At 61.6% G+C, this 13,192-nt stretch carries 12 protein-coding genes and 1 pseudogene; 8 read left to right on the top strand and 5 right to left on the bottom strand.

Features of this window, described 5'->3' with window-relative positions:
* Window positions 1-74: 74 nt before the first annotated feature.
* The 3 genes from ACMHLQ_RS23660 to ACMHLQ_RS23650 all read left to right on the top strand — a co-directional run bounded on the left by ACMHLQ_RS23660 (window position 75) and on the right by ACMHLQ_RS23650 (window position 1,973).
* Window positions 75-662, top strand: coding sequence for a lytic transglycosylase domain-containing protein (locus ACMHLQ_RS23660; RefSeq protein WP_415403112.1), 588 nt, complete (start codon window positions 75-77; stop codon window positions 660-662).
* Between the two features lie 206 nt (window positions 663-868).
* Entirely contained in the window at window positions 869-1,369 is a 501-nt protein-coding gene (locus ACMHLQ_RS23655; RefSeq protein WP_415403111.1) for a hypothetical protein, read from the top strand.
* Between the two features lie 166 nt (window positions 1,370-1,535).
* The gene (locus ACMHLQ_RS23650; protein WP_415403110.1) at window positions 1,536-1,973 is read left to right on the top strand and encodes a hypothetical protein; all 438 of its coding nucleotides are present in this window, start codon (window positions 1,536-1,538) and stop codon (window positions 1,971-1,973) included.
* A 34-nt stretch (window positions 1,974-2,007) separates the two neighbouring features.
* Here ACMHLQ_RS23650 and ACMHLQ_RS23645 read toward each other — a convergent pair.
* From ACMHLQ_RS23645 to miaA, 5 genes and pseudogenes are all read right to left on the bottom strand, one after another.
* Window positions 2,008-4,094: pseudogene (locus tag ACMHLQ_RS23645) on the bottom strand (dipeptide ABC transporter ATP-binding protein).
* A 95-nt stretch (window positions 4,095-4,189) separates the two neighbouring features.
* On the bottom strand, window positions 4,190-5,662 hold the full coding sequence (locus ACMHLQ_RS23640) for an ABC transporter permease (protein WP_415403109.1): 1,473 nt from the start codon (window positions 5,660-5,662) through the stop codon (window positions 4,190-4,192).
* A gap of 13 nt (window positions 5,663-5,675) precedes the next feature.
* Entirely contained in the window at window positions 5,676-6,722 is a 1,047-nt protein-coding gene (locus ACMHLQ_RS23635; RefSeq protein WP_415403108.1) for an ABC transporter permease, read from the bottom strand.
* Between the two features lie 352 nt (window positions 6,723-7,074).
* Complete coding sequence (locus tag ACMHLQ_RS23630) at window positions 7,075-7,866, bottom strand: helix-turn-helix transcriptional regulator (protein WP_415403107.1); 792 nt, start codon at window positions 7,864-7,866, stop codon at window positions 7,075-7,077.
* Window positions 7,867-7,943: 77 nt separating this feature from the next.
* Window positions 7,944-8,825 carry a tRNA (adenosine(37)-N6)-dimethylallyltransferase MiaA gene (gene miaA / locus ACMHLQ_RS23625; protein ID WP_415403106.1) on the bottom strand — a complete coding sequence of 294 codons (882 nt, stop codon included), beginning with the start codon at window positions 8,823-8,825 and terminating at the stop codon, window positions 7,944-7,946.
* A 72-nt stretch (window positions 8,826-8,897) separates the two neighbouring features.
* Here miaA and pyrH point away from each other — a divergent pair, with 72 nt between their 5' ends.
* The 5 genes from pyrH to dxr all read left to right on the top strand — a co-directional run bounded on the left by pyrH (window position 8,898) and on the right by dxr (window position 13,187).
* On the top strand, window positions 8,898-9,629 hold the full coding sequence (pyrH, locus tag ACMHLQ_RS23620; protein WP_415403105.1) for a UMP kinase: 732 nt from the start codon (window positions 8,898-8,900) through the stop codon (window positions 9,627-9,629).
* A gap of 215 nt (window positions 9,630-9,844) precedes the next feature.
* Window positions 9,845-10,408, top strand: a complete 564-nt coding sequence (gene frr, locus ACMHLQ_RS23615; protein WP_415403104.1) for a ribosome recycling factor — start codon at window positions 9,845-9,847, stop codon at window positions 10,406-10,408.
* Between the two features lie 156 nt (window positions 10,409-10,564).
* Window positions 10,565-11,239 (top strand): polyprenyl diphosphate synthase, encoded by a 675-nt coding sequence (uppS, locus tag ACMHLQ_RS23610; RefSeq protein ID WP_415405342.1) that lies wholly within the window; start codon window positions 10,565-10,567, stop codon window positions 11,237-11,239.
* Window positions 11,236-12,021, top strand: coding sequence for a phosphatidate cytidylyltransferase (locus tag ACMHLQ_RS23605; protein ID WP_415403103.1), 786 nt, complete (start codon window positions 11,236-11,238; stop codon window positions 12,019-12,021). The genes uppS and ACMHLQ_RS23605 overlap by 4 nt, the downstream gene beginning before the upstream one ends.
* Entirely contained in the window at window positions 12,018-13,187 is a 1,170-nt protein-coding gene (gene dxr / locus ACMHLQ_RS23600) for a 1-deoxy-D-xylulose-5-phosphate reductoisomerase (RefSeq protein WP_415403102.1), read from the top strand. The genes ACMHLQ_RS23605 and dxr overlap by 4 nt, the downstream gene beginning before the upstream one ends.
* Window positions 13,188-13,192 lie beyond the last annotated feature (5 nt).

Here is a 13,192-nt window from a genome sequence, read left to right as displayed (position 1 = left end):
CTGGCGCATTGGCGAAAAAACCGTATATTGTGTCGCAAGAACCGTTTGGGTCATCAGTTGGGATGTGGGACAAGATGAGGGCAGTCTGGGCGGGGGCCATTATCCTGGCGCTGGTGGCAGAAGCGGGCTGGGCACAAAGCGTGTCGAGCCGCAGCAGAACCAACCTTTTCAAATCACAGACCAAAGTGCTGGATACGCGGGCGTCCAAGCAGTATTCGAACTCGGTGCGTTTGCAGCCGCCCAAGGTTGTCACACCCACCAAGTGGGACACGGAAAGCCCGAAATTCCGCGGTAAGTACAAAGGGCCATATCTGAGCCTTGCGAAGGATGCCGCGCGCCGTCACGGCGTGCCCGAGGATTTGTTCCTGCGCCTTGTGCAGCAGGAATCGGGCTGGAATGCCAAGGCGCGGTCGCACAAGGGTGCGTATGGTCTGGCCCAGTTGATGCCTGCAACGGCGCGCTCGCTGGGGGTTGATCGCAAGGACCCGGCGGAAAACCTTGATGGTGGCGCGCGCTATCTCATGCAGCAATACCGCGCCTTTGGCAGCTGGCGGCTGGCGCTTGCCGCCTACAATGCAGGTCCGGGGGCGGTGAAAAAGTACAACGGCGTGCCCCCGTTCAAGGAAACCCGCAATTACGTCAAGATTATTTGGGGGAGCTAGGCAGGGCTGGTAAGTCGCTGTTTTTGCATTTGGTTTCCAGACTCTCTGCCCCTCCGTATCGGCATCTTTTTCGAAAAATTTTCTGATCCTGCGGAACCCGACGCCATCGTCTTGGTTGTCTCGTCGAAGCCGCCGCGCAACAGGTTGGACCAGTCAGGCCCATCCCGCGGTGCATTCGAAGGAGGATCAAATCTATGACCCGCTTTATGAAAACAACAGCCATTGCCGCAGCCCTGAGCGCTGCAACCGTCACCACCGCACTGGCCGAAGTGCCGCTGGGTGATGTGATCGTGAATTCGCGCATCGACAGCGTGGAAGGCGAAGCATCCGACAAGTTTTTCCCCAACATCGCCACCGATATCGAGAACGCCATCGAGGCCCGTCTGCCCACGACCGGGCGTGACACCGACGCCGTGATCGAGGTGCAGGTGGTCAAGCTGTTCATGGATGGCGACACGACCAAGCCCGACAGCGAAGAGTACAACCGCATCTGGTTCAACGTGCTGTATTCGCACCCCGACCACGTGTTCCCGGCGCGCATTGATCCCGTCGTGGTGAGCGCGGTGGAGGGTACATTCATCGCACCGGCCGGTTTCGAAGTTGTCGACCCCGATGTGTCCGACTTTTACAAGGCACTGGTGACAGGCACAGCCGACCGCGTGGTCGAGATGATGCCTGAAGACATTGATGCGACACCGGTGTACTAACACAGCCTGATCGCAGGCATCCGAGAAAGGCGCGCCGCAAACCTTTGCGGCGCGTTTTTTCGTGCAAGCGCCATATTCCCGCCCAGATGGTGTGTGACGCAGGGGCCGAGCAGCAACACGGCGGCGCGACGCGACCTCTCCCGCCATTCAACAAGGAGCGTAACCCTTGAAAACACAAAGCACCTTCAACGAGCGTCTTGCCCGCATTGAAAGCCAGACCACTTTTGGTGGCGGTGATGCCTATCAAGTTGAGAACCTGGTGCAGGAACCCAAGCGCCAGCGCCGCCTGCATTGGGACATGCTGGCCGTGGGCGGTGTGGCCGGTGGGATCATCGGTACGTTGTTTGCGATGAAAGTCGGGTTGTTGCTGGTGATCGCGCTCGACGCCACGACGCTCTATCAACTGGTGCTGGCCGATTACACGCAGGCCCTGTTGATGGCAGGTGTTGCCGCAGCCCCGTTCGGTTTTGTGATGAGCCAGATTTTTGCCCGCCGCAATCCGCGCGGATGGCAGTTCTGGATCGGCTATCTGGCCGGAGTCGTTGCGGCCAATGCCAGCGACATCCACACGTTCTATTACATCCTGACGACACCCGCCGCCTGAGCAGACAAGGGCCGCGTTTCAGCGGCCCCATGCGCTACTCGGCAGCAATTTTGATCACAGGCTCCATCCGGGCCAGAATGTCGTCCGCCAGATGGCATTTGACCTGATGGCCCTCTGCCAAGGTGCGTACGGGCGGCACCTCTTGTTCGCACAGGCCGCCGGGGACTTCGGATTTCCAGCGGCACCGGGTCTGGAACGGGCAGCCCGTGGGCGGGTTCATGGCCGACGGGATATCGCCTTCCAGCACGATGTGCTGCTTTTCCACGCTTGTATCCGCGATGGGCACGGCGGACAGCAACGCCTCGGTATAGGGGTGGTAGGGGGCGAGAACACCTGATCCGTCGATCCCAGTTCGACGACATGGCCCAGATACATCACCATGACCCGGTCGCTGAGATAGCGGACAATCGACAAATCGTGGCTGATGAACAGCAGGGTTGTCTTGTGCTCGCGCTGGATCTCCATCAGCAGATCGGTGACCGCCGCCTGCACGGACACGTCCAAAGCCGACACAGGCTCGTCCGCGACGACGATGCGGGCATCCCCGGCAAAGGCGCGGGCAATGCCCACGCGCTGCTTTTGTCCGCCCGACAACTGGCGCGGCATGCGGTCGGCAAAGGCGCGGGGCAGTTTCACGAGGTCGAGCAGTTCCAGCATGCGCTGGTGGCGCTCGCCCTCGTTCTTGCCGATCTTGAAAATCTCGAGCGCCCGGATGATCTGGCGCCCGACCGTCATGGACGGGTTCAGCGTATCAAACGGGTTCTGGAACACCATCTGCACATCCGCGACGGTCTGCGTGTCGCGGTTTTCGATCGGGATGTCCTGGATCGCCTTGTTGCCCAGGGTGATCGTGCCTTCGGTCGCTGTCTCAAGTCCCATGAGCACCTTGGCAAAGGTCGACTTGCCGCATCCGGACTCGCCCACAATGGCGAGCGTTTCGGATTCGCGCGCCTCGAAACTCAGCGTCTCGTTCGCCTTGACCACCTTCCTCTCGCCGGATGAGAACAGGGCCGAGGCCGCCACCTCGTAGTATTTCTTGAGGTTGTCCATCTTGAGGACCACGTCGCCGACTTCGCCCTTCTGTTTGACATCGGCCAGTTCCAGCGGCGCATCCCAGTCGATTTCCTTGAACTTCAGACAGCGTGTCTCGTGGCTCGCATCTGCATTGGCTGGCGCCATAGCGATGCTTTTCTCTGCATCACAGCGCCCGGCCTCGAAATAGTCGCAGCGTGGGCCAAAGTTGCAGCCCGGCGGGCGTTCATGGGGCAGGGGGAAGTTGCCGGGAATGGCCACGAGGGGGCGCGCGTTCTTGTCTGCACCGGGCAGGGGGATCGAGCGGAACAGCGCCTGGGTATAGGGGTGCTGCATGTGGTCGAACACCTGCTCGATGGATCCACGCTCGACCGCTTCACCGGAATACATCACGCAGATGCGGTCGCAGGTTTCCAGCACGAGGCCGAGATTGTGGCTGATGAACAGCATCGAGGTGCCGTATTTCTTGCCGAGGTCCTTGACCAGTTCGACCACCGCCGCCTCGACCGTCACATCCAGCGCGGTCGTGGGTTCATCGAGGATCAGCAGGGAGGGTTCCGACATCAGTGCCATCGCAATCACGATGCGCTGTTGCTGGCCACCGGACAGCTGGTGGGGAAAGGAGTTCAGAATGCGCTTGGGGTCGGGCAGTTTGACGTCCGTCACCACCTGAAGCGCGCGGTCATAGGCGTCCTTTTCCGACATGCCCGCGTGGATCATCGGCACTTCCATCAATTGCTTGCCGATCTTCATTGCCGGGTTCAGCGAGGCCATCGGTTCCTGATAGATCATCGCGATTTCGCTGCCGCGAATGTCGCGCAGCTCCTCCGCGCTCATCTCTTGCAGATCGCGCCCCTTGAACTTGATCGACCCGCCGACGATGCGCCCGTTCTTGCCAAGGTCCTGCATGACCCCCAACGCCACGGTGGATTTCCCGCATCCCGACTCCCCTACAAGGCCAACCGCCTCGCCCGGTTGCACCGTTACGGAAAAATCCATGACCGCGGGGATTTCGCGCAGCCGGGTAAAGAATGAAATGCTCAGCTTGTCGATCTCGAGGATCGGGCCGTCATAGTCCAGTTTCGCCATCTTCAAATCTCCCGTGTGGCCGTGAAGATTGCTCTCTTCATCTTGCCAAATAAACTCCGGGGTCTGGGGCAGAGCCCCAGTCCCTCGGTTTCAACTCAGTCCTTGAGGCTTTCCTCGCGCAGACCGTCCGCCAGCAGGTTCAGGCCCAGCACCAGCGTCAACAGCGACAGGGCAGGGGCAATGGCCGCATGCGGATAGACCGACAGCAACCGGCGTCCGGCGTTGATGGTTGTCCCCCAATCCGGGCTCTCGCTTTCCAGACCCAGACCAAAGAAGCCCAAGGTGCCCAGCAGGATGGTGGTGTAGCCGATGCGCAGACAGAAATCGACGATCAGAGGCCCCCGTGCGTTGGGCAGGATTTCCCACAGCATGATGTACCACGGCCCCTCGCCACGCGTCTGTGCGGCGGCCACATAGTCCCGCGTCTTGATGTCGAGGGCGAGGCCCCGGACGATCCGGAACACGGTGGGCGCGTTTACGAACACGACCGAGACGAACACCACCAGAATGCCGGGATCGATGTTGAACAGATCAACAGCGTTGGGCAGGCCGGGAATTCGGTAGGTCGCCGTGGACACGATCGATCCGTTGGTCGAGATCAGCGACAGGTAGATCCACGCCAGCACCCCCAGCACGACAATCAGCAGAGGTGTGCGGAACGAGGGCTGCGTGTAAAAGCGCGAATTCAGCAGCACCGCGACAAAGATCAGCGGAAAGATGAACAGAACCGTCGCCATGTAGTTCGGAATGCCCGTCGCCACGATCTCTGGTGTCACCAGCAGGTAGAACAGCAGGATGACCGGGAAGGCGAGGATCAGGTTGGCCATGAAGGACAGGATCGTATCCAGACGTCCGCCATAATACCCCGCGGGCAGGCCCAGTGTGATGCCGACCATGAAGGCAAAGAGCGTCGCCATGGGAGCGATCTGCACCACGACCCAGGCCCCTTTGAACAGGCGGCTGAAGACGTCGCGCGCCAGGTTGTCGCCGCCCAGCAGATACCAGGCATATTCGCCCTCTTCGGCACCGCGCAGCGGCGTGCCGGGCACCTTGTTCTTCATCCCCGATACCTGGCTCAGGCTTTCATGGGTGGTGATCCAGTCGAACAGACCCGCCATGACGCCCGCAAACACCCAGAACATCACCAGTGCAAAGCCGATCATGCCAACGGTCGAGTCAAAGAGTTTGCCGTAAAGACCCAGCTTGCGCTTGTAGCGGATCGACAGGGCGAAGGTGACCACCAGCGCGATCCACACCGGGATCAACTGCTGGCTCATCCCGCCCATGATGCCGGCGGTGCTTGCACCCCCAAATGCGCCGATGACGATGTAGAGGACGACAACCGCCAGAAGGCCCATGCCGGCCCACCGTGTTCCGGTCGATGCCAGATCATAGGGTCCACCGGCCGAGCTGAGCGTGCCGTCGGGGTTGGTCACAACCCGCGCGCCGCCCGTGGCGATCCCGAGGACAATCTGCGCGAGCAGAATGACCAGAAAAATTGCGGACAGTGCATAAAGTACCGGGTCAAGAAATGCGCCAAGCGGGCCGGTCCAAGTCAAAGGTTCCATTTGATCGGCCCCCTTAAGAAATGCGGATGCGTGGGTTGAGGAACACGTAGCCGATGTCGGATATCAGCTGCGTGATCAGCACCACGACCACAGAGACGACCGAAACGGCCAACAAAAGTTCGATGTCATTGTTGCCTGCCGCCTGCACCAGCAGCCAGCCAAAGCCCTTGTAGTTGAACAGGGTCTCGACAATGACGACGCCGTTCAGCAGCCACGGGATTTGCAGCATGATGACCGTAAAGGGCGCGATCAGCGCGTTGCGCGACGCGTGTTTCAGGACAATGTTGCCGAAACTGACCCCTTTGAGCCGCGCGGTTCGGATGTATTGCGCGGTCATCACCTCGGTCATCGAGGCCCGTGTCATCCGCGCGATGTAGCCCATGCCATAAAGCGCGATGGTGATCACGGGCAGGGCGAAGTTTTCAAACGTCGCGTTTTCGATGGCCTGCGTGGCCGACCCCTTGAACCATTTGAGCCCAAAGGCCGATGAGGCAAATACCGCGATAAAGATCACCCCCGACACATATTCCGGCGTCGCCGTCGTCGCGATCGAGAAGGTCGACAGCGATCGATCCAGTCCCGACCCCTCGCGCATCCCGGCCAGAACCCCGACAATCAGCGCCATGGGCACCATGACCAGCAGCACAAAGCCCATCAACTTGCCCGTCGCGGCCAACCTCGTGGCAACGAGGCTGCCGACCTCATCCTTGAAGACCAGGGAAAAGCCCCAATCGCCCTGCAGGACACCGCAGCGCGTCGGGCGGTCTTCTTCCGGCGTGTTTTCGGAGAAACATTGGCCCGTGACTGTGCCGTCTTCCTTCTCGGTCACCCAACCGGGCGCAACACCGAGCCAACGGCCGTACTTCACAAAGGTGTTGTCGATGTACCCGCGATCCCCGAGCCAACTGGCCACGGCTTCGTCCGTCATGCGGAAGTTGCCCTGGGTCTTGGCGAGTTTTTCGAGGTTTGGATAAAGGTTGGTCAGGAAAAAGACGATGAAGGTCAGGCAAAGCGCCGTCAACAACATCACGCCCAGTCGTCTGAGGATAAAAAGTCCCATATATCGCCCCTGTTGGGTGGCTTTGGGCAGTCTTTTGCTGCCGGTGATTTGATGCGGGCGGCATTTACCTGCGCCTCGCCGTTCTGCCCTGTGCCGGGCTATATTGAAGTCGGTGATTGGTGTCGCTTTTTACACGTATGCTCCCCGGTCTACGCGCGGCGCCGCAAAAATTGCATGGCGGCTCTTAGCCCCATCTTGCGTGGGTCCTTGGGTGTCGCGGTGACTTTTGTTGTTCCCTGAGCCTCATGAGGCAACAGAACCGCAGCTAGGTCAACGGTGCGTATGATGGAATCGTCGCCTGTTTGCGACATATGACTATTCCATCAGCGACATCAGCCGATGCGAGCGCCGATTACTGGCGCGCAAGTTTGCGCAAGCCCGATGGAGTCTGTGCGGTGTGCTGCTGGATGAATCGCGTGAAATATGCGGCCGAGCCAAAGCCGAGATGCCGTGCCACATCCTGAATGGGCACATCCGTGCTCGCCAAGGCAATGCGCGCGGCGTAAAGCACCCGTTCGGTCAGCAGATCGGCCGCCGTGCGCCCGGTCGCCGCCTTGCAGGCGCGAGTCAGATGCGTTGGCGTCACGTTCAGAGCACTCGCATGTTCGGCCATTGTCAGGCCCTGCGCATGATAATTGACGACACGCGTGCAAAACGCCGCACTCAGGCGCGCGGCGGCATTCATCGTTTGGGGCAGGTTCTCGGGCAGGGCGATCTGGCGGCGCAACCAGACCGACATCAGCGCTATATGCGCATCCAGCGCGTCCTGCGACAGTTCCCGCGCGGTATTGGCCTCGCGTTGTGCTGCCTCGAACAGGCCCGTCAGGTCGGAAATGGCATCGACATCGCGCAGGCGCAATTGGCGCGGACCCTCGGGTAGGCGCACCTCGGTCCCATCCGGTATGACTGCGACAAGGCCCATGGCCTGACGCCCCAGCTCGAGCGAAAACAGGGTGTTTGGCGGAATGGACATCGCGTTATGCGTGCCCACGCCGCGCCGCGTGCCATTCAACAGCATCCGTCCCTGGCCCCGCGTGATCCAGATCACCAGATGCGCGGGGCGGTCATGCGCCAGCGACAGCCGCCAATCCTGCCCGCCCGCCAGTTGCGCAAGGGTCGAAATCTGAACCGGAGGCAGTGACATGGCGGCCTGCTTTTGTTCGAAACTGTAAACTCACAGCGTGGATTGCACAGCATTCTCGCAAAACAAAGCGAAAAAAGTCAAGCGGTGGCCAGTGCCTCGGACGCGATCCAGCGCCAATCCGCCATGCGGGCGCGAAACCAGGTGCGCTGCCGCTTGGCATATTGTCGGGTGGCGATCGTAGCGCTTGTGACGGCCTCTTGGTGGCTGAGCCGCCCTTCGATCACCCCCATCGCCTCGGCCACGCCGATAGCGCGGCAGGATGGTAGGCCGGGGTCAAAGCGCGCCTGCATCGCGCGTGCCTCGTCCAGCGCGCCGCCGCGCAACATGCTGTCAAATCGGGCCTCGATGCGCGGCGTCAGCCAGTCTTTGGGGCTGTCCATGACGATGCCAGTGAATGCGTCCGCTCCAAGGATGGGCGGTGCGGTGTCGTCTTGCCAGTCTGCCAGTCCACGCCCCGTGGCACGTTGCACTTCCCACGCCCGCTGCACACGCGCCCGGTTGGCAGGGTCGATGCGGGAGAGTGTGTCCGGATCCAGCGCGCGGATCAGGTCAGCCATGGGAAGCGTATCAGCCTCGGCGCGCAATACGGGGGGTGTTTTGGGGATATCCGCCAACCCCTCGGTCAGCGCGGCAAAGTAGAGGCCCGTGCCGCCAACGATGACGGGGCGCGGCCCGCCGAGCAGCGCCGTCACCTCGCGCAACCAGTGCCCGGTCGAGTAGGGCGCATCATAGGCCACGTGCCCATAGAGATGGTGGGGGGCTTGGGCCTCTTCCTCTGCCGAGGGGCGTGCCGTCAGGATGCGCCAGCAGTCATAAACCTGGCTGGCATCCGCGTTGACCACCACCCCGTGACACGCGCGCGCAATCTCGATCGCAAGCGCGGATTTGCCGGATGCTGTCGGCCCGGCGATCAACACAGGCAGGTCAGGCGGCAATGTGGCAATGAGGTCGCGGATCATGGCGGAACGTCCATTGAAAACCCGCCACTTTTAGGACAGGTTGCGCGCAAATTGAAAGAGCGGGGGCGCACCATGACCGAGACCGAGACAAAAGCCACATTCAAACGGGTGATGTTGAAGATTTCGGGGGAGGCGCTGATGGGGGATCAGGGCTATGGCCTGCACCCGCCGACGGTCGAACGGATCGCCGCCGAGATCAAGTCGGTGCACGACATGGGCGTCGAGATTTGCATGGTGATCGGGGGCGGCAACGTGTTCCGCGGCCTGCAAGGCTCGGCCCAGGGGATGGAGCGGACAACCGCCGACTACATGGGCATGCTCGCCACCGTCATGAACGCGCTGGCGATGCAGTCCTCCCTCGAAGGGTTGGGCGTTTTTACCCGGGTGATTTCGGCCATCACCATGAACGAAGTGGCCGAGCCCTATATCCGCCGCCGCGCCGTGCGCCACCTCGAGAAAAAGCGGGTCTGCATCTTTGCCGCCGGAACGGGCAACCCGTACTTTACCACCGACACCGCCGCGACCCTGCGCGCCAATGAGATGTCCTGCGAGGCGATCTTTATGGGCAAGAACGGTGTCGACGGGGTCTATGACAAGGACCCGGCCAAGCACGACGACGCGGTGCGCTATGACACCGTGACCTATGACGAGGTGCTGGCCAAGCGCCTTGGCGTGATGGATGCGAGCGCCATCGCGCTGGCGCGTGACAACAACCTGCCGCTGATCGTGTTCCCGCTGGACACGCCCGGCGGCTTCAAAAGCATCCTGGAAGGCAAGGGCACGTTCACGCGCGTTCAGGGATAGCTGCCACAGCGCAACTTCGAAGGGTACTGGCTGCCCGTATTGTTTGTCGTGACCTTCGGTTGTGGCCAGATTCTGCCTGTGATGGGACGTCTTTGACGCCGTGTGGCGCTGCCTGCACATGGGCTGCACGAAACCCCTCTGGCATTCTGCATACGGCATGATCTATACCCAAACGAAAGCGGGCCAAACGGCCATAAGACAACACGGGGAACACGATGTCAGACGACTTCATGCTCGACACAGACGATCTTGAGCGCCGGATGGACGGCGCAATGTCCAACCTGAAAACCGAATTTGCATCGCTGCGCACGGGCCGCGCGTCGGCCTCGATGCTGGAACCTGTGATGGTGGATGCCTACGGCTCGATGACGCCGATCAACCAGGTGGGCACGGTGAATGTGCCCGAGCCGCGCATGGTCACCATCAACGTTTGGGACAAGGGGCTGGTCGGCAAGGTCGAAAAGGCGATCCGCGAAAGCGGGCTGGGGATCAACCCACAGCTGAACGGCACGATCATCATGCTGCCCATCCCCGAACTGAACGAAGAGCGCCGCCGCGAGTTGACCAAGGTGGCCGGCAGTTACGCTGAAAACGCCCGCGTATCCGTGCGCAACGTTCGCCGCGACGGGATGGACCAGATCAAGAAAGCCAAGGGCGATGGGATGTCAGAAGACGACCAGAAGCTGTGGGAAGACGAAGTGCAGGAGATGACCGACAGGTTCATCAAGGCGGTCGATGCCGCGCTTGAGACCAAGCAAGCGGAAATCATGCAGGTTTGACGACCGGACCCTGGCCCATGGCCGGGGCAGATGCCCCGGCGGAGCGTTTGGGTCTTGAAAGGTCTGAGCCCCGCTGACGGGGTTGGCCAGACCACATCCAAGGACAGCATCATCGCAGACGCCTCACATACCGGCCCCCGCCACGTCGCCATCATCATGGACGGCAATGGCCGTTGGGCGACGCAGCGGGGACGCCCCCGTTTGTTTGGGCACCATGCCGGGGCCCGCCGCGTCCGCGAGGTGGTCGAGACATGCCCCGACATCGGTGTCGAATATCTGACGATCTTTGCCTTCTCGACGGAAAACTGGAAGCGCACCCAGGTCGAAGTAGCCGGATTGATGAGCCTGTTTCGTCGCTACATCACCAAGGAGGCCCGCGCGCTTGATGAATTCGGGGCGCGTGTGCGGTTTATCGGCGACCGGGTGCGGCTGGACAAAAAACTGATCGACCTGATGGACGAGCTGGAGGCGCTGACCCAGCACAACACCGCCGTCAACCTGACCATCGCGCTGAACTATGGCGGACGGGACGAGGTGGCGCGCGCCACAAAGCGTCTGGCGCAGGATGTGGCGGCCGGGCAGCTTGATCCCAATCAGGTGGATGAAGAAACCCTGCCAAAGTACCTTGATACATACGTTCTTCCGGATCCGGACCTCGTGATCCGCACCAGCGGCGAGGCGCGCATTTCCAACTTCCTGCTCTGGCAATCGGCCTATGCCGAGTACGAGTTCATCGACACGCTCTGGCCCGACTTTGGCCGGGACGAATTCACCTCCCTATGCGCGGGCTATGGTGGGCGCGAGCGCCGCTTTGGCGGGGTCAAGCGATGACCGAGAAGTGGTCAGACCTGGCGGTGCGCATGGGCTCTGGCCTGCTGATGGTGCTGATCGGCGTGTGGGGCATATGGATGGGCGGCGACGTCTTTCATGTGCTGGTGGCCGTGATCTGCGGGCTGATGATCTGGGAACTGGTGCGTATGATCGCACCCGACCAGGCCGCGCTGGCGACCCAACTGGGCGGCGTGTCTGCGTTTGCCGTCTTGTTGGCCGTCTACCTGCCGACCGGATTTGCGCTGCCCTTGTTGCTCGCGCCTGCGATGGTGGGGTTCGGCCAGATCGACAAGCACCGCGTCACCTACATGATCTTTTGCGTTCTGGTTCTGATGGCCGGGTTTGGCATGATGAATGTGCGCGACGATCTCGGCTTTGGCTGGATGGTCTGGCTGGTGATGGTGGTCGTGGTCACGGATGTGGTGGGTTATTTTGCCGGTCGCCTGATCGGCGGGCCCAAGTTCTGGCCACGCGTGAGCCCCAAGAAGACGTGGGCCGGAACCGTTGCGGGCTGGATTGGCGCGGGCGTTGTCGGCGCCGTGTTTGCCATCAACACAGAGGCCACGATGCAGTTGATAGGCGTGTCCGTCGCCCTGTCCATGGCCAGCCAGATGGGCGATATCGGCGAAAGCGCGATCAAACGCCGGATGGGGGTCAAGGACAGCTCGGCCCTGATTCCCGGGCATGGCGGTGTGCTGGACCGGTTTGACGGAATGTTGGGCGCATCCGTGTTTCTTCTGATGCTGGGGCAAGTGTCCGGCTTTCCCGGGGGCGTCTTGTGACGCGGCGTGTGTCGATCTTTGGTGCGACGGGATCGGTGGGGCAAAACACCATCGATCTGATCGCCCGCGATCCCGAGGCCTATGACGTTGTCGCGCTGACGGGCGCATCCAACATCGCGCAACTGGCCAGTGACGCCATACGGCTGAGCGCGGACATTGCGGTCACGGCGGATGAGGCGCGGCTCGGCGAATTGAAGCGCGCGCTTGACGGAACCGGCATTGCAGCGGCAGCGGGGCAGGCGGCGTTGACCGAAGCGGCCTGTCGCCCGGCCGATTGGGTCATGTCAGCGATCGTTGGTGCGGCGGGCCTGGCCCCCGGCATCTGTGCCTTGCAGCAGGGCGCGACCCTGGCGCTGGCCAACAAGGAGTCGCTGGTCTGTGCTGGCGCCTTGATGCTCGAAACGGCCAAGGCCCATGACGCGCGCCTGTTGCCCGTGGACAGCGAGCATTCGGCAGTGTTTCAGGCGTTGATCGGGGAAGACATGGGCGCGGTCGAGCGTATCGTGATCACCGCGAGCGGTGGGGCCTTTCGCGACTGGCCGTTGGAAGAGTTGGCCGATGCGACACTGGCCGAGGCGTCCTCGCATCCCAATTGGGACATGGGCCAACGGATCACCATCGACAGTGCGTCCATGTTCAACAAGGCGCTCGAACTCATTGAAACGCGGGAATATTTCGGCGTCTCACCTGCCCAGATCGAAGTGTTGGTGCATCCCGAATCCCTGATCCACGCCATGGTTGGTTTCAACGATGGCGCGTTGATGGCCCATGTGGGCCCGCCGGATATGCGCCACGCCATCGGGTTCGCCCTGCACTGGCCCGACCGCAAACATCTGCCGGTCGAACGTTTGGACCTTGCCGCCATTGGCGCGCTCACCTTTCGCGCGCCGGACGAGGTGCGCTGGCCCGCCCTGCGCCTCGCCCGCGAAGTGATGGAGCGGCGCGGGCTGGCTGGCGCTGTCTTTAACGCCGCCAAGGAAACGGCACTGGATGGATTTATTGCGGGCGAGTTGCGCTTTCCCCAGATGGCGGACGTCGTTGACGAAGTGCTGAATGCGGTGGACCCAGGCCATATTGATGCCCCAATGACCCTTGATAACGTGGCCGTTGCGGACCACATGGCCAGACAGGCTGCGCGCGGCTTGATCGAGCAGAAAACAGGATAACATAT

The sequence above is a fragment of the Tateyamaria algicola genome, assembly GCF_047715485.1.
Classification (GTDB): domain Bacteria; phylum Pseudomonadota; class Alphaproteobacteria; order Rhodobacterales; family Rhodobacteraceae; genus Tateyamaria.
This window is presented reverse-complemented; position numbering and strand designations above follow the sequence as displayed.

Coding starts and splice junctions, on each gene's coding strand:
- ACMHLQ_RS23640 (WP_415403109.1), bottom strand. CDS start 5,662: ATGGAACCTTTGACTTGGACCGGCCCGCTTGGCGCATTTCTTGACCCG.
- ACMHLQ_RS23655 (WP_415403111.1), top strand. CDS start 869: ATGAAAACAACAGCCATTGCCGCAGCCCTGAGCGCTGCAACCGTCACC.
- pyrH (WP_415403105.1), top strand. CDS start 8,898: ATGACCGAGACCGAGACAAAAGCCACATTCAAACGGGTGATGTTGAAG.
- miaA (WP_415403106.1), bottom strand. CDS start 8,825: ATGATCCGCGACCTCATTGCCACATTGCCGCCTGACCTGCCTGTGTTG.
- ACMHLQ_RS23635 (WP_415403108.1), bottom strand. CDS start 6,722: ATGGGACTTTTTATCCTCAGACGACTGGGCGTGATGTTGTTGACGGCG.
- uppS (WP_415405342.1), top strand. CDS start 10,565: ATGGACGGCAATGGCCGTTGGGCGACGCAGCGGGGACGCCCCCGTTTG.
- frr (WP_415403104.1), top strand. CDS start 9,845: ATGTCAGACGACTTCATGCTCGACACAGACGATCTTGAGCGCCGGATG.
- ACMHLQ_RS23630 (WP_415403107.1), bottom strand. CDS start 7,866: ATGTCACTGCCTCCGGTTCAGATTTCGACCCTTGCGCAACTGGCGGGC.
- ACMHLQ_RS23605 (WP_415403103.1), top strand. CDS start 11,236: ATGACCGAGAAGTGGTCAGACCTGGCGGTGCGCATGGGCTCTGGCCTG.
- ACMHLQ_RS23660 (WP_415403112.1), top strand. CDS start 75: ATGAGGGCAGTCTGGGCGGGGGCCATTATCCTGGCGCTGGTGGCAGAA.